Raw genomic sequence first — 21,763 nt, forward strand, 5'->3', positions numbered from 1 at the left:
CTGCGCACCACGTTGCACTGCAGCGTGAAACGCGCGGAGTATAGCGCGTTTCACGATGAATGCGGACTTACTTGGGAATATCCGCCGCCTTGGAATCAGGCTGGGCGGGCGTTGCAGCCGGTTGCTGCGGTGCATCAGGTGTAGCGGGAACGGTGACAGTCTTGGCCGCATCGATGACCGAACTGGCACCCGACTTCGGCTGATTGGTCGCCATATAGCTCAGCGCGAGACTGGTGCAGAAGAACACGGCTGCCAGCGCAGCGGTCGTGCGGCTGAGGAAGTTCGCCGAACCGGACGAACCGAACAGGCTGCCCGAAGCACCGCTGCCGAAGGCGGCACCCATGTCGGCGCCCTTGCCATGCTGCAGCAGCACGAGAACGATGACACCGATGCCGACCAGCACGTGGACCGACAGCACAAGCGAAAAAACGATACCCATCAAATCACCTCAGGATGCTGCAGCGGCCACGATGGCGAGGAAATCCCCGGCCACCAGCGACGCACCGCCAATAAGTCCACCATCGATATCCGCCTGACCGAAAAGCTCGGCGGCGTTCTGCGGCTTGACACTGCCGCCGTAAAGAATCGTCGTGCGCACGGCGACGTCGGCACCGCACCATGCAGCCAGTCGCCCGCGGATGAAGGCATGCACCGCCTGCGCCTGCGCTGGTGTCGCCGTCTTGCCAGTGCCGATGGCCCACACCGGTTCGTAGGCAATCACGCAGGCAGCCAGCGCCGCTGCGCCACCGCGCTCGAACACTGCCTTGAGCTGACGCTCGACCACGGCTTCGGTCACCCCGCCCTCGCGTTCGTCCAGCGTTTCGCCGACGCACAGGATGGGCTGCAGCTTGACTGCGAGCGCCGCGTCAACCTTGGCGGCGACACGCTCGTCGGTATCGCCGAACAGCGCGCGCCGTTCAGAGTGACCGACGATGACGTAACGACATCCGAAGTCGTTCAGCATCGCACCGGACACTTCTCCGGTATAGGCGCCGACCGCGTGCTCGCTCAGATCCTGTGCGCCCCACGCAATGGCCGAACCTTCGAGCAGCGACTTCGCCTGCTGCAGATAGGGGAAGGGCACGCACACCGCCGACGGACATCCCTGCCCGCCTGCCTCGCGCAGCGCACCGAGCAGCGCCGCATTGGCGTCCAGCCCGCCATGCATCTTCCAGTTGCCTACGACCAGTTTTCGCATCGCCAAAACGCTCGCGCGCCAAAAGCAAAACCCCGGATTCTAGCGCATCGCAGCGCAAAAATCCGGGGCTCGGCAGACAGCGGGGCTAGGGCCTGTTGCTATTGAATCGCGGGCCGCGCGCAAATCCCGATGCGTCCGGATCAAGGCGGGCCGACGCTGGCTGACTGTCTGTCAGGTCAGGAGGCCCAACGCGGAGCTGGGCGCATCGGAACATCAGCCGAAGCGGCCGGTGATGTAGTCCTCGGTTTCCTTCTTCTGCGGCTTGATGAAGATCTGGTCGGTCAGGCCGAACTCGACCAGCTCACCCATGTACATGTATGCGGTGTAGTCGGATACCCGCGCTGCCTGCTGCATGTTGTGGGTGACGATCAGGATGGTCACCTTGTCCTTCAGTTCGGTCACCAGTTCCTCGATGCTGGCGGTGGCGATCGGGTCGAGCGCCGAAGTCGGCTCGTCGAACAGGATGATCTCCGGGTCGGTGGCCAGCGCGCGCGCGATGCACAGGCGCTGCTGCTGACCGCCGGACAGATTGGCGCCCAGCTCGTTCAGCCGGTTCTTCACTTCGTCCCACAGCGCCGCACCGCGCAGCGCCTGCTCCACCCGCTCGTCGATCACCGAGCGACGCTTCTCGCCACGCACACGCAGGCCGTAAGCCACGTTCTCGTAAATCGACTTGGGGAAGGGATTGGGCTTCTGGAACACCATGCTGATGCGCATGCGCACCTCGATCGGATCGACGTTGTCGTCGAGCAGATTGGTGTTGTCCGGGTGCAGCAGGATCTTGCCGTCGTAGCGGTTGCCCGGATACAGGTCGTGCATGCGGTTGAAACAGCGCAGCAGCGTAGACTTGCCGCAGCCCGACGGGCCGATCAGCGCCGTCACCTTCTTTTCATGCACCGGCATGTTGATGCCCTTCAGCGCATGGAAGGCACCGTAGTGAAAATTCAGGTTCTTGACTTCGGCCTTGGCAGCGGAGCGCACATCGATCGCAGTGGTCATGGTCGGATTCTCTAGAAGGTTGTATGCGGTGCGGACGATCGGCTTACCACTTGATGTTGCGGCGCAGGCGGTAGCGCAGCCAGATCGCGACGCCATTCATCGCCAGCGTCATGAAGACCAGGATGAAACCGGCCGCCGCGGCATTGACCTGGAAGGCCGCTTCCGGGCGCGAAGTCCAGTTGAACATCTGGATCGGCATCACGGTGAAAGGCGCCGTCAGCCACTCGAAATTGATATAGGGGAAGACTTCCGAATAGGGCGCGGGCGGCAGGAAGGCGATGAAGGTCAGCGCGCCGATGGTGATGATGGGCGCCGTTTCGCCGATGGCTCGCGCCATGCCGATGATGACGCCGGTCAGGATGCCGGCGCTCGAATACGGCACGATGTGATCGCGCACCGTTTGCCAGGTTGTCGCGCCGCAGGCGTAGGCGCCTTCACGCACCATCTGCGGGATGGCGCGGATCGATTCGCGCGTCGCCACGATGACCACCGGCAGGATGAGCAGGCCGAGCGTCAGACCGGCCGACAGGATGGACTGACCGAAGCCGAACTTGTATACGAACAGGCCCAGCGCCAACAGGCCATACACGATGGACGGCACGCCCGCGAGGTTGGTCACGTTGATTTCGATGATGTCGGTGACCCAGTTCTTCGGCGCGTACTCTTCCAGATAGATGCCGGCCGCCACGCCCAGCGGCACCGCCGAGAAGGCGGTCACCAGCATGACCAGTATCGTGCCGACCCAGGCCGACAGGATGCCGGCGCTGCCGGCGCGACGCGACGGGAAATTGGTCAGGAAGTCATAGTCGATGCGCGCAGCCCCCTTGATCGCCATGTCGGCGAACAGCACGGTCAGCGTAAGCACGCCGACCATCAGCGCGAGCAGCCCGAGCAGGCCGAACAGCATGTCCCAGCGCTTGTGGCGCGCGATGATGGCCCGGATGGCCTGGATGTCCTGTTGGTTCATGGATCAATAGACCTCGCGGAAGCGCTTGCGCAGGTAATAGCCGAGCAGGTTGAAGCCCAGGGTCATCAGCATCAGCGTCAGACCAGCGGCGAAGATGGTCTGGTAACCGATGGAGCCGTGCGGCAGGTCACCGAGGGCCACCTGCACGATGTAGGAGGTGATGGTTGCACCCGGCTCGGCCGGATTGAAGGTCAGGTTGGGCTGCATGCCGGCCGCAACCGCGAGAATCATCGTCTCGCCGACCGCGCGCGAAATGCCCAGGATGTAGGCCGAGGCGATGCCCGAGGTCGCTGCCGGCACCACGGTGCGCAGCGCCGTCTGCAGGCGCGTCGCACCCATCGCGTAGGAGCCCTCGCGCAGGCTCATCGGCACCGCGCGCATCGCGTCCTCGGACAGCGAACTGACGTAGGGGATGATCATGATGCCCATCACCAGACCGGCCGACAGCAGGCTGAAACCGGGCAGTTCAGGGAACAGGTGCTGCAGCGCCGGCGTCACCACCATCAGCGCGAAATAGCCGTAGATGATGGTCGGCACGCCACCCAGCAGCTCGAGGATGGGTTTGGCGACTTCGCGCGTCCGGAACGAGGCGAATTCGGACAGGTAGATCGCGATGATGGTGCCCAGCGGCAGCGCGACGGCCAGCGCGACGAAAGAACTGGTGAGCGTGCCCGACAGCAGCACCATGATGCCGTAGTGCGCGTCGTCGAACAGCGGGGTCCATTGCGTGTCGGTCAGGAAATCCCACAGCGACACGTGCTCGAACAGCGTCAGCGATTCGCTGACCAGGATGTAGACGATGGCTATCGTCGTCAGGACTGAGATCGACGCCGCAGTGAACAGGATGAATTCGATCACCCTTTCCTTCACGTGGCGGGACGCGCGCTTGCGCAGGCGATCGCTGACCGCATCGGGCGCAGTTGACGGAGGAGCTGACATGGTCTGGGCGTGGGCGGTCATGTAGGGGCGCTCATTTTACGGGTCGCCATCCACCGCCGGGCGGAAGATGACAAAAAGCCCCGGGACGAACCCGGGGCCCTTGCAGCGGAATCCTTACTCCTTCGGATCGCGCTTGAGCAGGTCGGACACCTTGACGCCCACTTCCGAATGACCGCCGAAGGCCGTACCGGTCTTCTTCTTCGTGAAGTTCTCCAGCGCGTGCTTGTAGTCCGCGTCGGTCAGCGGCACGTACTTCACTTCCTTGGTCAGCGCGGCTGCGTTCTTCAGGTAGAACTCGACGAATTCCTTCACCTCCGGCTTGTCAACCGAAGCGGCATTCACGTAGATGAAGATCGGGCGCGACAGCGGCTGGTAGTCGCCCGAGATCACCGCTTCCAGCGACGGCTCGACTGCCTTGCCGGTCTTCGGATTGACCACCGGCACCGCCTTCAGCTTGTCCTTGTTCTCGACGTAGTAGGCGAAGCCGAAGTAGCCGAGCGCGCCGGCGTCACGCGACACGCCCTGCACCAGCACGTTGTCGTCTTCCGACGCGGTGAAGTCACCGCGGCTGGACTTGGACTTGCCGACGATGGCTTCGGTGAAGTAGTCGAAGGTGCCGGAATCGGCGCCCGGGCCAAACAGCTTCAGGCCGGTGTCAGGCCAGGCAGCATTGACCTGATTCCACTTCAGGATCTTGCCCTGAGCAGCCGGTTCCCACATGGTCTTCAGCTCGGCGGCGGTGATCTGCTTCAGGAAGCTGTTCTTCGGGTTCATCACCAGCGTCAGCGCATCGAAGGCGACCGGCAGCTCGATGTACTTGATGCCTGCAGCCTTGCAGTCAGCCATTTCCTTGTCGAGGATGGGACGCGAGGCGTTCGACACGTCGATCTCGCCGCGGCAGAACTTCTTGAAACCGCCGCCGGTACCGGAAATGCCCACGGTCACCTGGACGGTGCCCTTCTTTGCCTTCTGGAACTCTTCCGCCACCGCTTCAGTGATCGGGAAAACGGTGCTCGAACCGTCGATCTTGACCAGCGTCGGGGCTGCCAGGGCGGATGCGGAAGCAAACAGGGCGCCGACAGCGGCGGTCAGGGTGGCGATCTTGCGTACGTTCATCAGGACTCTCCGTAAGGTTGCGTCGTGTTGCGATGCGACGAAGCGCAGTTTATGAATGCTTTGTTACACCCATGTGAAGGTGAAACAATTCATCCAGTCACCCTATGACCGTCGTCAAACAGCCTGCAGAGCCTGATCCAGGTCCTCCACGATGTCGTCGATGTGCTCGATGCCGATCGACAGTCTGACCATGTCTTCCGACACCCCGGCGCGCTTCAGTTCGTCCGGCGACAGCTGGCGATGGGTGGTCGAGGCCGGATGGCAGGCCAGCGATTTGGCGTCGCCGATATTGACCAGCCGGGTGATCAGCTTCAGCGCGTCCTGGAAGCGCGCACCAGCGTCGCGCCCGCCCTTGACGCCGAAGGTCAGCAGGCCGGACGCCTTGCCGCCGAAGTAGCGCTGCACCAGGCCGTGGCTGGGGTGGTCTGGCAGGCCTGCGTAATTGACCCATTCGACCTTCGGGTGCGACTGCAGATGACGGGCGACCGCAGTCGCGTTTTCGCAGTGCCGGTCCATGCGCAGCGCCAGCGTCTCCAGCCCCTGCATGATCAGGAAGCTGTTGAACGGCGAGATCGCCGCGCCCATATTGCGCAGCGGTACCGTACGCGCGCGACCGATGTAGGCGGCCGGCCCGAGCGCTTCGGTGTAGATCACGCCGTGATAGCTCACTTCCGGCTCGTTCAGCCGGCGGAAGCGCACCTTATGCTCGGCCCACGGGAAGCGGCCGCCATCGACGATGATGCCGCCGATGCTGGTGCCGTGACCGCCCATGTACTTGGTCAGCGAATGCACGACGATGTCGGCGCCGTGCTCGATCGGCCGCGTCAGATAGGGCGACGGCACGGTGTTGTTGACGATCAGCGGCACCCCGCCCTCGTGCGCAACCTTGGCGAAGGCGGCGAAATCGACGACGTTGCCGAGCGGGTTGCCGATCGATTCGCAGAACACCGCCTTGGTGCGCGCGTCGATCTTCGCCGCCGCCGCGGCCGGGTCGGCCGCATCGACGAAACGCACCTCGATGCCGTATTGCGGCAGCGTATGCGCGAACAGGTTGTAGGTGCCGCCATAGAGCGCCGACGTGGCGACGATGTTGTCGCCCGCCTCGGCGATGGTCATGATCGCGTAGGTGATCGCCGCCTGGCCGGACGCCAGCGCCAGCGCCGCAATGCCGCCCTCCAGCGCGGCGACGCGCTGTTCCAGCACATCGCTGGTCGGGTTCATGATGCGGGTGTAGATGTTGCCCTTGACCTTGAGGTCGAACAGGTCGGCCCCGTGCTGGGTGTCGTCGAAGGCGTAGCTGGTGGTCTGGTAGATCGGCACCGCCACCGCCTTGGTGGTCGGATCGGGCGAATAGCCGGCGTGAATGGCGAGCGTGTCGAAACGCATATTCATGTCCTCCCTCGGGTTGAGGGCCGAAATCTACACGCGGACGGCATCACGCACAAAAGCGGTGCAGCAAAGAAAAATGCCGCCCCGCGGATGCGGTGGCGGCATTCGGGGGAGCAGTCTGCCGGTCAGGCGGCCATCGCCGACTCGACCACCTGCGCCAGGCGCTGGGCCAGCCGGCCGACTTCGGCGGCATCCTGACCTTCGACCATCACGCGCAGCAGCGGCTCGGTGCCCGACGGACGCAGCAGCACGCGGCCACGCTGCGCCAGTTCGCTTTCGACCTCGATCCGGGTCTGGTCGATGATGGGCGCCTTTTTCCAGTCGAAACCGGGGCGCAGTTTCACGTTCACCAGCTTCTGCGGGTAGAGCTTGAGACCGGAACAGGCCTGCTCCAGACTGATGTCCTGCGCACGCAGCGCGGCCAGCACCTGCAACGCCGCGACGATGCCGTCACCTGTGGTGTGGCGGTCGAGATCGATGATGTGGCCCGAGTTCTCGCCGCCGAGGCGCCAGCCCTGCTGGTGCAGCGTTTCCAGCACGTAGCGGTCGCCCACCTTGGCGCGCGCCAGACCGACGCCCATTTCGTTCAGCGCGTGCTCGAGTGCCAGATTGGTCATCAAGGTGCCGACCACGCCGTTCAGCCGCCCTTCGCGCAGGCGCTGGGCAGCAATGACGTAGAGCAGTTCGTCGCCGTCGTAGATGCGGCCGGAGGCGTCGCACATCATCAGGCGGTCTGCGTCGCCGTCGAGAGCGATGCCGATATCGGCGCCGGTCGCGCGCACCGCCTCGGACAGCGACTTCGGCACCGTGGCGCCGACGCCGTCGTTGATGTTCATGCCGTTCGGACTGCAGCCGACAGTCACCACCTCGGCACCCAGTTCGTGGAACACCTTCGGCGCAATGCTGTAGGCGGCGCCGTGCGCGCAGTCGAGCGCGATCTTCAGGCCGCGCAGATCCAGTTCGGTCGGGAAGGTGCTCTTGCAGAACTCGATGTAGCGGCCGGGCGCATCCTCGATGCGCCGCGCCTTGCCGAGGCGGGACGATTCCATGCAGCCCATCGGTTCGTCGAGCAGTGCCTCGATCTGCAGTTCGACCTCGTCCGGCAGCTTGGTGCCGCGGGCGGAGAAGAACTTGATTCCGTTGTCCTCGAAGGGGTTGTGCGAGGCGCTGATCACGACGCCAGCCTGCAGGCGCAGCGCGCGGGTCAGGTAGGCGACGGCCGGCGTGGGCACCACCTTGGCCAGCACGGTGTTGACACCGGCCGCGGCAAAGCCGGCTTCCAGCGCGGCTTCGAGCATGTAGCCGGACACCCGGGTGTCCTTGCCGATCAGCACCGCCGGGTGCTCACCAGCAGGCAGATGCTCGGTGGCCACCAGCGCGCGGCCGGCAGCATAGCCGAGTCGCATCACGAAATCCGGCGTGATCGGGGCCTGACCGACCCGACCGCGTACGCCGTCCGTACCGAAATAGCGTCTCGACATCTGCACCGTCTCCTGTTCTATCTTCCGTGTTCGAAAATGCCCGCCACCTGCCAGACCGCGATCGCGTCGCGGGTGGCCGCGACGTCGTGCACGCGCACCATGTGCGCGCCCCGCGCGACCGACGCCAGCGCGGCCGCCACGCTGGCCGCCACCCGATCGGTCACCGGTCGCCCGGTCAGCCGCCCCAGCACCGACTTGCGCGACAGACCGACGAGCAATGGATAACCATAATCGGCCAGCGCACGCAGTCCCTTGAGCAGGGTCAGGTTGTGTTCGGAGGTTTTTCCGAAGCCGAACCCCGGGTCGAGCATGATGCGTTCTCGCGCGATGCCGGCATCTTCCGCGGCTCGAGCCTGTTGCAGAAGGAAATCAGTCACTTCCGCGCACACATCGGCATAACGGGGATCGTTCTGCATGGTCTGCGGCGTGCCCTGCATGTGCATGATGCAGACGCCCGCATCGGTGGCCGCCACCGCCTCAACCGCACCGGGTGCGCGCAGGCCGTTGATGTCATTGACCAGCGTGGCGCCGGCCGCCAGTGCCGCCCGCATCACTTCCGGCTTCCAGGTGTCGATGGACAGCGGCACGCCCAGACCGGACAGCGCCTCGATCACCGGCACGACGCGGCGGATTTCCTCCTCCGCCGGCACCGGGTCCGAACCCGGCCGGGTCGATTCGCCGCCGATGTCCAGCATGTCGGCGCCGTCGGCGATGAATTTCTCGGCCTGGGCGACCGCTCGGCCGACGTCGAAGGCGATGCCGTCACCCGAAAAGGAGTCGGGCGTGGCGTTGATGATGCCCATCACGAGCGGGCGATCGAGCGAGAGGCGGTAAGGGCCGCAGTGCAAGGTCGTGTTCATGGTCGTCACAAATGAAAACCGGAGGCAGCGCCTCCGGTCGTTGGTTGAAGTGCAGCCGGTGTCAGGCCGGCGCTGCGGCGTTCGCTGCCGCGCCCGGCGCACCGCCGTCCGACGAGGCCTTGGGCGGACGCGAGGTCGGCTTGGGCGGTCGCACCGGGCGATCGTTCATGATGTCGTCGATCTGGTCGGCATCGATGGTTTCGAAGTCCAGCAGTGCCCGGGTCATCGCCTCGACCTTGTCGCGGTTGTCTTCCAGCAGCTTGCGGGCCACGGCGTAGCGCTCGTCGATGATGCTGCGGATTTCCGCATCGACGTGCTGCATCGTCGTTTCCGACATGTTGCGGTGCGTGGCGACCGAACGGCCGAGGAACACTTCGCCTTCCTCCTCGCCATAGACCATCGGGCCCATCGCATCGGACATGCCCCACTGGGTCACCATCCGGCGCGCCAGGTCGGTCGCGCGCTGGAAGTCGTTGGCGGCGCCGTTGGTCATCTGGTTCATGAAGATCTCTTCGGCGATGCGGCCGGACAGCATCATCGAAATGAGCTGCAGGCAGTAGTCCTTGTCGTAGCTGTAACGGTCCTTCTCCGGCAGCGACATGGTCACGCCCAGCGCGCGGCCGCGCGGGATGATAGTGACCTTGTGTACCGGATCGCACTTGGGCAGCAGCATGCCGACGATGGCGTGGCCGGACTCGTGATAGGCGGTGTTCTTCTTCTCTTCCTCGTCCATCACCATGGTGCGTCGTTCGGCGCCCATGATGATCTTGTCCTTGGCGCGCTCGAAGTCCTCCATGTTGACCACGCGCTTGTTGCCGCGCGCAGCAAACAGCGCCGCTTCGTTCACCAGATTGGCGAGATCAGCGCCGGAGAAACCGGGCGTGCCGCGCGCGATGATTTCGGCCTTGACGTCCGGCGCCAGCGGCACCTTGCGCATGTGCACGGCGAGGATCTGCTCGCGACCGCGGATATCCGGCAGCGGCACCACAACCTGACGGTCGAAGCGGCCCGGACGCAGCAGCGCCGGGTCGAGCACGTCCGGACGGTTGGTCGCGGCAATAACGATGATGCCGGTCTGGCCTTCGAAGCCGTCCATTTCGACCAGCAGCTGGTTCAGCGTCTGTTCGCGCTCGTCGTTGCCACCGCCGAGGCCGGCACCGCGCTGGCGGCCGACCGCGTCGATTTCATCGATGAAGATGATGCAGGGCGCCTGCTTCTTGGCCTGTTCGAACATGTCGCGCACGCGGGCCGCGCCGACGCCGACGAACATTTCGACGAAATCGGAACCCGAAATCGAGAAGAACGGCACCTTGGCTTCGCCAGCAATGGCCTTGGCCAGCAGTGTCTTGCCGGTACCCGGCGAGCCGACCATCAGCACGCCCTTCGGAATCCGCCCCCCGAGCTTCTGGAACTTGGACGGATCGCGCAGGAACTCGACCAGTTCAGCCACCTCTTCCTTCGCCTCGTCGCAACCGGCGACGTCGGCGAAAGTGACGGTATTGGTGGACTCGTCCAGCATGCGCGCCTTGGACTTGCCGAAGGAGAAGGCGCCACCACGGCCGCCACCCTGCATCTGGCGCATGAAGAAGATCCAGACGCCGATCAGCAGCAGCATCGGGAACCACGACACGAAGATGCTCATCAGGAAGCTCTGTTCCTCTTCCGGCTTGGCGACCACCTTGACATTGCTCTTCAGCAGGTCGCTGATCAGCCAGATGTCCTGCGGCGGTGCGTAGGAGGTGATGCGCTTGCCGTCGGCGGTCTGGGCGTTCAGCGAACGGCCCTGGATTTCGACCTTGGTGATCCGGCCGGCCTTCACCTCTTCGAGGAATTCCGAATACTCGACCATGCCTTGCGTGGCCTGGCGCTGATTGAACTGGTTGAATACCGTCATCAGCACGATGCCGATCACAAGCCAGATCGCAAGATTTTTGAACATGTTGTTCAAGGCATTTCCTCTGTATTCCCGGAACCGTATTGACCGGTCCGATCAATGCAACATCACGAAGCGACCACCGACAGACCGGAATCGGCCGCGTATGTTCCGCGCCCGCGCCTGAATGTCACGCGGCAGGCTCTCCACGCCTGCCACGACACAGAAGATACACCTCTGCACTGCGGTCGCGGGAACTGTCGGGTTTGCGCACGGCCACCGACGTGAAAAGTTGTTCCATTTCGCGTCTGAGCTCGTCGAAACCCGAGCCCTGAAACACTTTTACGAGCATGTCACCGCCGCTCTTGAGGTGTTCGCGTGCGAATTCGAGCGCCAGTTCGAGCAGATGTATGGATCTCGCCTGATCGGTGACCGCGATTCCGGAGAGGTTGGGGGCCATATCGGACAAAACAAGGTCACCCGACGACCCTCCAGCGATTCCACCAGTTCGGCCAGCGGCTCGTCCTCACGGAAATCGCCGAGGATGAAATGCACGCCGTGCACCGGCTCCATCGGCAACAGGTCTATCGCCACCACCCTGCCGGCCGCACCGACCTTCTTCGACGCCACCTGCGACCAGCCGCCGGGCGTGCTGCCGAGGTCCACCACCACCTTGCCCGGGCCGAGCAGACGGTCCTTGTCGTCGATCTGCATCAGCTTGAACGCGGCACGCGAGCGAAAGCCCTGCGCCTGCGCCTGCTTTACATAAGGGTCGTTGATGTGGTCGTGTACCCACTGGCGGCTGGTTTTGTTCTTGGCCATGACTTAGCTTAGACTTGCGCGCCTTTCTGGAAGAACGCCATGTTGACCCTGACTCCCGATGAACGCCGCGCGCTGCGCGCGCAAGCCCACCCGCTGAAGCCGGTCGTGATGATCGCGCAGAACGGCTTGACCGCTGCGGTACTGAAGGAAATCGAACTGGCGCTCAAGTCGCACGAACTGATAAAGGTACGCGTGTTCGACGCAGACCGTGAACAGCGTGACGCCTGGCTGGCGGAAACCTGCGAAACGCTGGGTGCCGCGCCGGTGCAGCGCATCGGCAATATCCTGGTGCTGTACCGCCCCAACCCCGAACTGCACGTGCCGGCCGAACCGGTGAAGCCGGTGCGCAAGAGCGCTGCCAAGACCTCGGCCGCCAAGCCCGGCAAGCCGGTGCCGACGCGCAGTGCGCCGGCCAAGCCGGTGGCCAATCGCCGCGGCGTCGCCCGTAACAGCACGAAGCCGCTCAGGCCACGCGCCCGCCCGACGCGCTAAGCCTCCGCGCTGCGCTCAGACGTAGCGCACGTCCACGATTTCGTACTCGCGGATGCCGCCCGGGGCCTGCACTTCGGCCACGTCGCCGGCGTACTTGCCGATCAGTGCACGCGCGATCGGCGAATTCACCGAAATCATGCCCGCCTTCAGATCTGCCTCGTCGTCCCCGACGATCTGGTAGGTCACCGGCTTGCCGGCTTCCACGTCTTCCAGATCGACGGTTGCACCAAACACGATGCGGCCGTCGGCGTCGAGCGCCTTCGGATCGATGATCTGGGCGTTCGAAAGCTTGCCTTCGACTTCGGCAATCCGGCCTTCGATGAAACCCTGACGCTCCTTCGCCGCATCGTACTCGGCGTTCTCGGACAGATCGCCGTGCGAGCGCGCTTCGGCGATCGCGGCAATGACGTTGGGACGATCCACGGTTTTCAGTCGGTGCAGCTCGGCCTTGAGCTTTTCGGCACCGTTGACGGTAAGAGGTACGCTCATATCGTTCAGTTGATCTGCGCATGCAGGGCCTGCAGCGCATAGGTTTCGAGTTCGGAAATGCGCATGCCTGCACAAGCGGCACGCGCGCCTTCGACGGTGGTGAACAGCGTGACGCGGCTGGCGAGCGCGCTGGTGCGGATCGAGCGCGAATCGTTGATGGCGCTGCGCTTTTCGTCCACCGTATTGACGATGAAGGTGATTTCATCGTTTTTGATCATGTCCACGATATGCGGACGGCCCTCATTCACCTTGTTCACCGGGGTGACCGGCAAACCGGCGGCGGCGATGGCTGCCGCGGTGCCGCGGGTGGCGACCAACGTAAAGCCCAGTTCGTGCAGCTCGCGCGCGACCTCGATCGCCTTGGCCTTGTCGGCCGGTTTGACCGAGATGAAGGCGCGACCGCCGGTCGGCAGCCGCACGCCGGCGGCGAGCTGACTCTTCACGAAAGCTTCGCCGAAGGTGCGACCGACACCCATCACTTCGCCGGTGGACTTCATTTCCGGACCGAGGATGGTGTCCACGCCGGGGAATTTCACGAAGGGGAACACCGCTTCCTTGACCGAGAAGTAAGGCGGCACGACTTCGTGCGTCACGCCCTGGTCGGCCAGCGAGCGACCAGCCATGCAGCGCGCGGCGATCTTGGCCAGCGGCAGGCCGCAGGCTTTGGACACGAAGGGCACGGTGCGCGAAGCACGCGGGTTCACTTCGAGCACATACACGGTGTCGCCCGAGGCGTCGCGCTGGATCGCGAACTGCACGTTCATCAGGCCGACCACGTTCAGGCCGCGCGCCATCAGTTCGGTCTGGCGGCGCAGTTCGTCGCACAGTTCCGGCGTCAGCGAGAACGGCGGCAGCGAGCAGGCGGAGTCGCCAGAGTGCACGCCGGCCTGTTCGATGTGTTCCATGATGCCGCCGATGATCACCTGCTGGCCATCGGAGAAGGCATCGACGTCCACTTCGGTGGCGTCGTTCAGGAAACGGTCCAGCAGCACCGGCGAGTCGTTGCTCACCTTGACCGCCTCGCGCATGTAGCGCTCGAGGTCGGACTGCTGATGGACGATTTCCATCGCGCGGCCGCCCAGCACGTAGCTCGGGCGCACCACCAGCGGGTAGCCGATTTCGGCCGCCAGGCGCACCGCCTGGTCTTCCGCACGCGCGGTGCGGTTGGGCGGCTGCTTCAGGCCGAGGTCGTTCAGCAGCTTCTGGAAGCGCTCGCGGTCCTCCGCTGCGTCGATCATGTCCGGCGTGGTGCCGATGATGGGCACGCCGTTGGCCTCCAGGTCGCGCGCCAGCTTCAGCGGCGTCTGGCCGCCGAACTGCACGATGACCCCGACCGGCTTTTCGATGGCGACGATTTCGAGCACGTCTTCCAGCGTCAGCGGTTCGAAGTAGAGGCGATCGGAGGTGTCGTAGTCGGTGACACGGTTTCCGGGTTGCAGTTGACCATGATGGTTTCGAACCCGTCCTCGCGCAGTGCGAGGGCCGCGTGCACGCAGCAGTAGTCGAATTCGATGCCCTGGCCGATGCGGTTCGGACCGCCGCCCAGCACCATGATCTTGCGTGCCGAGGTCGGATTGGCTTCGCACTCGTCTTCATAGCTGGAGTACATGTAGGCGGTGTCGGTGGCGAACTCGGCGGCGCAGGTATCGACCCGCTTGAACACCGGACGCACGCCGAGGGTCTGGCGGTGCAGACGCAGCGCGGTTTCGTCGCACTGGAACAGACGCGCCAGGCGACGGTCGGCAAAGCCCTTGCGCTTCAGATCGCGCATGGTCGCGGCATCGACGCTCTTCAGGCTGCGACCGAAGAAGGCGCGCTCGGTCAGGATGATGTCCTCGATCTGCGCCAGGAACCACGGATCGATCTTGGTCAGCTGATGCACCTCGTCCAGGCTCATGCCGTTGCGGAAGGCCTGGCCGACGTACCAGATGCGCTGCGGACCGGGCAGCGCCAGTTCGCGCTCCATCTCGTCCTGGTCGGTCTCGATCTCGTCGAAGCCATAGACGCCGACTTCGAGGCCGCGCAGCGCCTTCTGCATCGATTCCTGGAAGCTGCGGCCCATGGCCATCACTTCGCCCACCGACTTCATCTGCGTCGTCAGGCGGTCGTTGGCCTGCGGGAACTTCTCGAAGGCGAAACGCGGAATCTTGGTGACCACGTAGTCGATCGACGGCTCGAAGGACGCCGGCGTGGCGCCGCCGGTGATGTCGTTCTTCAGTTCGTCCAGCGTGAAACCCACGGCCAGCTTGGCGGCGATCTTGGCGATCGGGAAGCCGGTCGCCTTGGACGCCAGCGCCGACGAACGCGACACGCGCGGATTCATTTCGATCACGATCATGCGGCCGTCGGCCGGGTTGATCGAGAACTGCACGTTGGAGCCGCCGGTATCGACGCCGATCTCGCGCAGCACCGCGATCGAGGCATTGCGCATGATCTGGTATTCGCGGTCGGTCAGCGTCTGCGCCGGTGCCACGGTGATCGAGTCACCGGTGTGCACGCCCATCGGGTCGAGGTTCTCGATCGAACAGACGATGATGCAGTTGTCGGCGCTGTCGCGCACGACTTCCATCTCGTATTCCTTCCAACCCAGCAGCGACTCCTCGATCAGCAGTTCGCTGGTCGGCGACGCCTCGAGACCGCGCTTGCAGATCTCGACGAATTCCTCGTGGTTGTAGGCGATGCCGCCACCGCTGCCGCCCATCGTGAAGGACGGGCGGATGATGGCCGGGAAGCCGATGCTGGCCTGCACCTGCAGCGCCTCTTCCATCGAGTGGGCGATGCCGGAACGGGCCGAACCGAGGCCGATCTTGGTCATCGCCTGCTTGAACTTCTCGCGGTCCTCGGCCTTGTCGATCGCTTCCTGCTTGGCGCCGATCAGTTCGACCTTGTACTTGTCGAGCACACCGTGGCGGGCCAGGTCGAGCGCGCAGTTCAGCGCGGTCTGGCCGCCCATGGTGGGCAGCAGCGCGTCCGGGCGTTCCTTTTCGATGATCTTCTCGACCATCTGCCAGGTTATCGGCTCGATGTAGGTCACGTCGGCCATGCCGGGGTCGGTCATGATCGTGGCCGGGTTGGAATTCACCAGCACGACGCGGTAACCCTCTTCACGCAGCGCCTTGCAGGCCTGGGCGCCGGAGTAATCGAACTCGCAGGCCTGGCCGATCACGATGGGACCGGCGCCGATGATCAGGATGGATTGGATGTCTGTACGTTTGGGCATTTGTCTTTGAGGGGTCAGGGACTAGGGATCAGGGACTGGGGGAAACATCACGGCGGCTTCGCCGCCGCATGCTCTCTAGCCCCTAGCCCCTCTTCCCTAGCCCCTCCTCCATCATCTTCACGAATCGATCAAACAGGTAGGCCACGTCGTGCGGGCCGGGGCTGGCTTCCGGGTGGCCCTGGAAGCAGAAGGCCGGCCGGTCGGTCCAGGCCATGCCCTGCAGGCTGCCGTCGAAAAGCGACACGTGGGTGACCCGCACATTGGCCGGCAGCGTGGCCGGATCGACCGCGAAGCCGTGGTTCTGGCTGGTGATCAGCACACGGCCGGAATCGTTGTCCTTGACCGGGTGGTTGGCGCCGTGGTGGCCGAACTTCATCTTCAGCGTCTTTGCACCCGCAGCCAAGCCCATCAGCTGGTGACCGAGACAGATGCCGAAGGTCGGAATCCTGCGGTCGAGGAAGGTGCGGATCGCGGCAATCGCGTAGTCGCAGGGCTCCGGGTCGCCGGGGCCGTTGGACAGGAACACGCCGTCCGGATTCATCGCCAGCACCTTCTCGGCCGGCGTCTGCGCCGGCACCACGGTCAGGCGGCAGCCGCGGCTGGCCAGCATGCGCAGGATGTTGCGCTTGACGCCGAAATCGTAGGCGACGACGTGGAAAGGCGTGGCGTCCGGCTTGACGAAGCCCCGGCCGAGTTGCCACTCGCCCTCGGTCCATTCGTAGGGCGCGGTCGCGCTGACCACCTTGGCCAGGTCCATGCCTGCGAGGCCGGCGAATTCGCGCGCCTTGGCCACCGCTTCGGCGGCGTTGACCTTGCCGGCCATCAGACAGGCGCTCTGCGCACCCTTTTCGCGCAGCAGGCGGGTGAGCTTGCGGGTATCTATATTGGCGATGCCAGGAATGCCCTGCTCGCGCAGGTAGGCATCCAGCGTCTGATGACTGCGGAAGTTGGACGAGCGCAGCGGCAGGTCGCGGATGACGAGGCCGGCAGCGAACACGCGGCCGGCTTCGACGTCCTCGACATTGACGCCGGTATTGCCGATGTGCGGATAGGTCAGCGTGACGATCTGGCGGGTATAGCTCGGATCGGTCAGGATTTCCTGATAGCCGGTGAGTGCCGTGTTGAACACCACTTCGCCGGTCGTGACCGTTTCCGCCCCTATGCTTTTGCCGTGAAAGACCGATCCATCGGCGAGTGCGAGCAGCGCGGGCGCATGGGCGGACACGTAGTAACTCCTGAATTTCTTGATCGGGGGACGGCGGCGCGCGCGTGCGCCACATATGCGAAGCGGGAGACGCCGTTCGAGGCGTCTCCCGCTGAGTGCGCGAATTATACCTCGGGGTGGTGCGGCGCGCAATTTTGGTGCGCAGAGGCGCACTGCAGCCGGGTCAGGCCATCTCAGCCACGCTCGCTCGGCCACTGAAAAGTGCGTCGCCCAGACGGGACAGTTGCTGGTCGGCGTCCTTGTGCAGCGTCGCCAGATCGGAAAGATCGCCGCCGCGTGCGGCATCTTCGAGGCGGGTCACGCTCACCTCGGCACCGGCAGCGCCGAAAACCGACAGCGAGCCGCGCAGTCGATGACAGATGCGCGCCGCCCCGTCGCCGTCCCGCGCCTGCACGCAGACGCCAAGTCCGCGACGCAATTCTGGCAGTTCGCCGAGGAACACGTCGATCACGCGCAACACCATGGCACGGTCGCCTTCCAGCGTTGCCAGCGTATGTTCGAGATCCATGACCGGATCGGCCGCATCCGGGCGTTCGCGCATCAGACCATTCACGTCGGTGATCGCGGTCTGCGACAGGCCGTCGTCCGGTCGCGCCAGCACCCGTTCGAGCGCCGCCAGCAGGTCGTCGGCCTTGACCGGCTTGCTCACGTAATCGTCCATGCCTTCGTCGAGGCACAGTTCGCGGTCGCCCTTCATCGCATTGGCGGTCATCGCGATGATGGGCAGATGCTCGACGTGGTCGGTATCGATGACCCAGGAGCGGCGCTGCTCGCGCGCACGGATCGCACGCGTGGCTTCGATGCCACCCATGACCGGCATCTGCACGTCCATCAGCACGACGTCGAAGTTCTCGCGTTCGAGCAGATCCAGCGCTTCCTGCCCGTTGTTGGCAACGGTTACCTTGTAGCCGGCACGCTCGAGCGTGCGCACGGCCACCAGCTGGTTGACCGGATTGTCCTCGGCCAGCAGCACGCGCCGGCTCGGACTTTCACCCAGGCCCTCGTGCGCCAGCGAGCGCTCGATGTCCAGGTCGCCGATGGCCAGCGCGAAATCGTCCAGTTCGTGCACCTCGTCCGGGCGACTGCTCAGCGCCTCGCTCAGCGCGGCCGCCAGTTCGTGGGCCGAGAACGGCTTGTGCAGACGGCCGCGCACGCCCAGCGTGCGGGCGTGCGCGTTGTCGGCGGCCTGATTGGCACCACTGAACATCATCACCACCCGATTCAGCCGGTTCGGGCCTTCGCAGAAACCGGACACGAAATCGAAGGCATCGGCGTCGGGCAGCGTGCGATCGACCAGCAGGATGTCGAAGGGCCGGCCGCTCTCGTGCGCCTGTTTGAGCGCCTGTCGCGCCGCCTGCACCGTGCCGACGGCCAGCGCTGACGCACCCATGTCACCCAGCATCGCGGCCACCACGCCGCGGCTCGGTGGATGATCCTCGATCAGCAGCACGCGCAGACCGTTGAAACGCTGGAAGTTGGGCGACAGTCCGGCCTGCTCGACCACCCGGCAGCGCATCGTGAAATGGAAGGTTGACCCCTGCCCCGGCGTGCTCTCCAGCCACAGCCGGCCACCCATCAGCGTGGCCAGGCGATTGCAGATGGCCAGTCCGAGGCCGGTGCCGCCGAAGCGGCGCGTGGTCGAGGTATCGGCCTGGGCGAAAGCTTCGAATACCAGCGCCTGCTTGGTGGCGTCGATGCCGATACCGGTATCGCGCACCCACAGGTGCAGTTCGGCTTCGGCGCCGGCGGCGGCCGGAATGCCGACCGCCTCGCAACCGACCTCGATCTCGCCGCGCTGGGTGAACTTGACCGCGTTGCCGATCAGATTGACCAGGATCTGCCGCAGCCGGCCGGGGTCGCCGAGCACGCGAACCGGCAGATCCGGGGCGATGCGGCAGTACAGCTCCAGCCCCTTCTGCTGGGCACCGATGGCCAGCCCGCGGGCGGCCTCGCCAACCAACTCGCCGGGCGAACACTCGACTTCCTCGATCGCCAGCTTGCCGGCTTCGATCTTCGAGAAATCTAGGATGTCGTTGATGATGACCAGCAGCGCATCGGCCGAGGTCTTGATCGCATTGACGTATTCGCGCTGTTCGCTGTCCAGCGTGGTATCGAGCATCAGCGCCGACATACCCATGATGCCGTTCATCGGCGTGCGGATTTCGTGGCTCATATTGGCCAGGAAGTCGCTCTTGGCGCGGCTGGCCGCCTCCGCCTTCTCCTTGGCACGCAGCAGTTCGACCTCGGCCTGACGGCGCGCATCGAGCTGGCCTATCAGTCCGGACACGCTGCCCACGCGGCCGCGCTCGTCGCGCTCGGTAGCGGTTGCTTCGATGCGCATCCACACCATGCCGCTATCGACGCGTCGCATCCGCACATCGATCGCCGGCTGCCCCGTTGCACCCGCCAGACGGTCTTCCAGCCAGGCATCGAAGCTGCCGACATCGTCTTCGTGCAGGATGTCGCGCCAGACCGCCAGCAGGTCCGGCAATTCGGCCTGGCTGTAGCCCAGCGACTGCCTGCATTCGGCCGACACGATGAAGTGTGCGCTGGACGGTATCCATTGCCAGGCGTGGCGCGATGCGTCCGTTCCGCCTGCCGATTCGAGCAGGCGATCGATCTCGCGCAGCGCGCCGGCCAGCACCGAAGATTCCGGCCGAGCCGACAGCCAGGCGCCGACAGTCTTGTCGTCAAGCGACGACAGACCGATCTGTTGCAACAGTGTGGTCAGCGCTGGGTGCATGAATGTACCGAACAGGATCCTGCAGAATTAACGACACTCACCCGCAGCACTGAAGCGCCGCTGCAGCCGTTGCGATTCAGCGCAGTCCGAGCACGTCCTGCATGTCGTACAGACCGCTGCTGCGCTCGACCAGCCAGCGCGCAGCGCGCAGGCTGCCCAGCGCGTAGGGCATGCGGCTGGCCGCCTTGTGCGTGATCTCGACCCGCTCGCCGATGCCGGCGAACAGCACCGTGTGATCGCCGACAATGTCGCCGCCGCGCACTGTGGCGAATCCTATGGTGTTCGCATCGCGCTCGCCGGTGTGTCCTTCGCGACCATAGATCGCGCAGTCGGCCAGCGAACGGCCGAGCGCATCGGCCACCACCTCTCCCATGCGCAGCGCGGTACCCGACGGCGCATCGACCTTCATCCGGTGGTGCGCCTCGATCACCTCGATGTCGTAGCCGCTGTTCAGGATGCGCGCCGCGACGTCCAGCAGCTTGAACACGGCATTGACGCCGACCGCCATGTTCGGCGCGAACACGATGGCCAACTCCTTCGACGCCTCGGTCAGTTGCGCACGCTGTGCGTCGCTGAAGCCGGTGGTGCCGATGATCATCTTGACGCCCAGTCGTTTGCACACGTCGAGATGCGCAAGTGTCGCTTCCGGGCGGGTGAAGTCGATCAGGAAATCGGCGCCCGCGAGCGCTGCCTCGACATCGCCGCGGATCAGCACGCCGCTCCGGATGCCGAGGAAGGCGCAGGCGTCCTCGCCGATCGCTGGAGAGTCCGGGCGATCGAGGGCCGCGACCAGCGTCGCCCCCTCGTCACGCGTGGTGGCTTCGATCAGCATGCGGCCCATGCGGCCGGATGCCCCCGCGATCGCTATGCGCATCGGTGACATGAAATCCTTTCAGTTCGCTGTGTGCGGACGCTTGCAGCGCCCGGTTTCACTTCTTCTCGGGCACCGCAACCTCGCCCAGGTCGAGCGTGCGCGTGCGCGGCTCGGGCGGCTGAATCTCGCCATCTTCCGCCGCAACCACATCGCCGCCCACGCTGACCAGCTTGTCGTCCTCGAAATAGACGATGAGCCGGCGCTGCTGCGTGTCTTCCGGTTTGTTGCCCGGCTTGAAGTAATAGACGTAATCCCAGCGGTCCGGGTGGAACACGTCGGCCAGCATCGGCGAACCGAGCACGAAGCGGACCTGCTCGCGGCTCATGCCCGCCTTGAGCTGACCCACCATCTCCTGGGTGACCAGATTGCCCTGACGGATGTCGATACGGTAGGGATTGAGCTTGCTGGTGACGTCGAGCGCATCGGGCACCTCGAAGCTGCTGCAGCCGGCAATCAACGGAACAAGCGCTATAAAGACGCGGCTCAGGGTGGCGAAGGGAGCGAGGGACATCGCGGGCAGGACTCGGGTGATGATCGGGCGACCGCAGGCGGAACGCCGGGCCGGACGCGAAAGTCTATATTATAGCGACCTTGCTATAGCCTCCAGACGACCCGGATGAGCGCAAATTCCCAGAACCTGAAGAACATCGGCCTCAAGGCGACGCTGCCGCGACTGAAGATACTCGAGCTTTTCCAGCGTGCAGACGTGCGCCACATGAGCGCCGAGGACGTCTACAAGGCCCTGCTGCAGGAGGACATGGACATCGGCCTCGCCACGGTCTACCGCGTGCTGACCCAGTTCGAGCAGGCCGGCCTGCTCGAACGCCATTTCTTCGAGTCGGGCAAGGCGGTATTCGAGCTGAACGAAGGCCACCACCATGATCATCTGGTGTGCATCCAGTGTGGCAAGGTCGAGGAGTTCTACGACGCCGAGATCGAACGCCGCCAGATCAAGGTGGCCAAGGAACGCGGCTTCACCGTACACGACCACGCGCTGACCATCTTCGCCGACTGCTCAACCGAAGCCTGCCCGAACAAGCGCAAGACCACACCCCGCGGCTGAGTCCAGCCGCGCT

General features: G+C 64.7%; 17 protein-coding genes and 2 pseudogenes. 2 read left to right on the forward strand and 17 right to left on the reverse strand.

Annotated features, from left to right (window positions below; genetic code table 11):
• Positions 1–67: 67 nt before the first annotated feature.
• The 11 genes and pseudogenes from secG to ACQ66H_RS14500 all read right to left on the reverse strand — a co-directional run bounded on the left by secG (position 68) and on the right by ACQ66H_RS14500 (position 11,644).
• Complete coding sequence (gene secG, locus ACQ66H_RS14450; protein ID WP_019917520.1) at positions 68–439, reverse strand: preprotein translocase subunit SecG; 372 nt, start codon at positions 437–439, stop codon at positions 68–70.
• Between the two features lie 9 nt (positions 440–448).
• Positions 449–1,198, reverse strand: coding sequence for a triose-phosphate isomerase (gene tpiA / locus ACQ66H_RS14455; protein ID WP_430434588.1), 750 nt, complete (start codon positions 1,196–1,198; stop codon positions 449–451).
• A gap of 213 nt (positions 1,199–1,411) precedes the next feature.
• Positions 1,412–2,197: a phosphate ABC transporter ATP-binding protein PstB gene (gene pstB, locus ACQ66H_RS14460; RefSeq protein WP_430434589.1), complete on the reverse strand. Its 786-nt coding sequence runs from the start codon at positions 2,195–2,197 to the stop codon at positions 1,412–1,414.
• A gap of 43 nt (positions 2,198–2,240) precedes the next feature.
• Positions 2,241–3,164, reverse strand: a complete 924-nt coding sequence (pstA, locus tag ACQ66H_RS14465; RefSeq protein WP_430434590.1) for a phosphate ABC transporter permease PstA — start codon at positions 3,162–3,164, stop codon at positions 2,241–2,243.
• 3 nt (positions 3,165–3,167) lie between these two features.
• A complete protein-coding gene (pstC, locus tag ACQ66H_RS14470) occupies positions 3,168–4,124 on the reverse strand; it encodes a phosphate ABC transporter permease subunit PstC (protein WP_430434591.1) in 957 nt (318 codons plus the stop codon).
• Between the two features lie 93 nt (positions 4,125–4,217).
• On the reverse strand, positions 4,218–5,219 hold the full coding sequence (locus ACQ66H_RS14475; RefSeq protein WP_020165287.1) for a PstS family phosphate ABC transporter substrate-binding protein: 1,002 nt from the start codon (positions 5,217–5,219) through the stop codon (positions 4,218–4,220).
• 114 nt (positions 5,220–5,333) lie between these two features.
• The gene (locus tag ACQ66H_RS14480) at positions 5,334–6,605 is read right to left on the reverse strand and encodes an O-acetylhomoserine aminocarboxypropyltransferase/cysteine synthase family protein (protein ID WP_430435647.1); all 1,272 of its coding nucleotides are present in this window, start codon (positions 6,603–6,605) and stop codon (positions 5,334–5,336) included.
• Positions 6,606–6,733: 128 nt separating this feature from the next.
• The gene (gene glmM / locus ACQ66H_RS14485) at positions 6,734–8,089 is read right to left on the reverse strand and encodes a phosphoglucosamine mutase (RefSeq protein ID WP_430434592.1); all 1,356 of its coding nucleotides are present in this window, start codon (positions 8,087–8,089) and stop codon (positions 6,734–6,736) included.
• A 17-nt stretch (positions 8,090–8,106) separates the two neighbouring features.
• Positions 8,107–8,949: a dihydropteroate synthase gene (gene folP, locus ACQ66H_RS14490; protein WP_430434593.1), complete on the reverse strand. Its 843-nt coding sequence runs from the start codon at positions 8,947–8,949 to the stop codon at positions 8,107–8,109.
• A gap of 61 nt (positions 8,950–9,010) precedes the next feature.
• Positions 9,011–10,897, reverse strand: a complete 1,887-nt coding sequence (ftsH, locus tag ACQ66H_RS14495) for an ATP-dependent zinc metalloprotease FtsH (RefSeq protein ID WP_430434594.1) — start codon at positions 10,895–10,897, stop codon at positions 9,011–9,013.
• A 115-nt stretch (positions 10,898–11,012) separates the two neighbouring features.
• Positions 11,013–11,644 (reverse strand): annotated as a pseudogene (locus tag ACQ66H_RS14500) (RlmE family RNA methyltransferase).
• 39 nt (positions 11,645–11,683) lie between these two features.
• Between ACQ66H_RS14500 and ACQ66H_RS14505 the strand changes: the two are divergent.
• Complete coding sequence (locus ACQ66H_RS14505) at positions 11,684–12,136, forward strand: YhbY family RNA-binding protein (protein ID WP_430434595.1); 453 nt, start codon at positions 11,684–11,686, stop codon at positions 12,134–12,136.
• A gap of 15 nt (positions 12,137–12,151) precedes the next feature.
• Here the strand turns inward: ACQ66H_RS14505 and greA are convergent, their stop codons facing one another.
• From greA to ACQ66H_RS14535, 6 genes and pseudogenes are all read right to left on the reverse strand, one after another.
• Positions 12,152–12,625 (reverse strand): transcription elongation factor GreA, encoded by a 474-nt coding sequence (gene greA / locus ACQ66H_RS14510; protein ID WP_020165293.1) that lies wholly within the window; start codon positions 12,623–12,625, stop codon positions 12,152–12,154.
• A 5-nt stretch (positions 12,626–12,630) separates the two neighbouring features.
• Positions 12,631–15,845 (reverse strand): annotated as a pseudogene (carB, locus tag ACQ66H_RS14515) (carbamoyl-phosphate synthase large subunit).
• An 82-nt stretch (positions 15,846–15,927) separates the two neighbouring features.
• A complete protein-coding gene (gene carA / locus ACQ66H_RS14520; protein ID WP_430434596.1) occupies positions 15,928–17,070 on the reverse strand; it encodes a glutamine-hydrolyzing carbamoyl-phosphate synthase small subunit in 1,143 nt (380 codons plus the stop codon).
• Between the two features lie 163 nt (positions 17,071–17,233).
• Positions 17,234–19,813, reverse strand: coding sequence for a response regulator (locus ACQ66H_RS14525; RefSeq protein WP_430434597.1), 2,580 nt, complete (start codon positions 19,811–19,813; stop codon positions 17,234–17,236).
• Positions 19,814–19,889: 76 nt separating this feature from the next.
• Entirely contained in the window at positions 19,890–20,687 is a 798-nt protein-coding gene (gene dapB / locus ACQ66H_RS14530; RefSeq protein ID WP_430434598.1) for a 4-hydroxy-tetrahydrodipicolinate reductase, read from the reverse strand.
• A gap of 55 nt (positions 20,688–20,742) precedes the next feature.
• On the reverse strand, positions 20,743–21,198 hold the full coding sequence (locus ACQ66H_RS14535) for an outer membrane protein assembly factor BamE (protein ID WP_430434599.1): 456 nt from the start codon (positions 21,196–21,198) through the stop codon (positions 20,743–20,745).
• 105 nt (positions 21,199–21,303) lie between these two features.
• Between ACQ66H_RS14535 and fur the strand changes: the two genes are divergently transcribed.
• Positions 21,304–21,750: a ferric iron uptake transcriptional regulator gene (gene fur / locus ACQ66H_RS14540; RefSeq protein ID WP_019917499.1), complete on the forward strand. Its 447-nt coding sequence runs from the start codon at positions 21,304–21,306 to the stop codon at positions 21,748–21,750.
• Positions 21,751–21,763 lie beyond the last annotated feature (13 nt).

It is taken from the genome of Methyloversatilis sp. (assembly GCF_965284615.1).
Lineage (GTDB): Bacteria > Pseudomonadota > Gammaproteobacteria > Burkholderiales > Rhodocyclaceae > Methyloversatilis.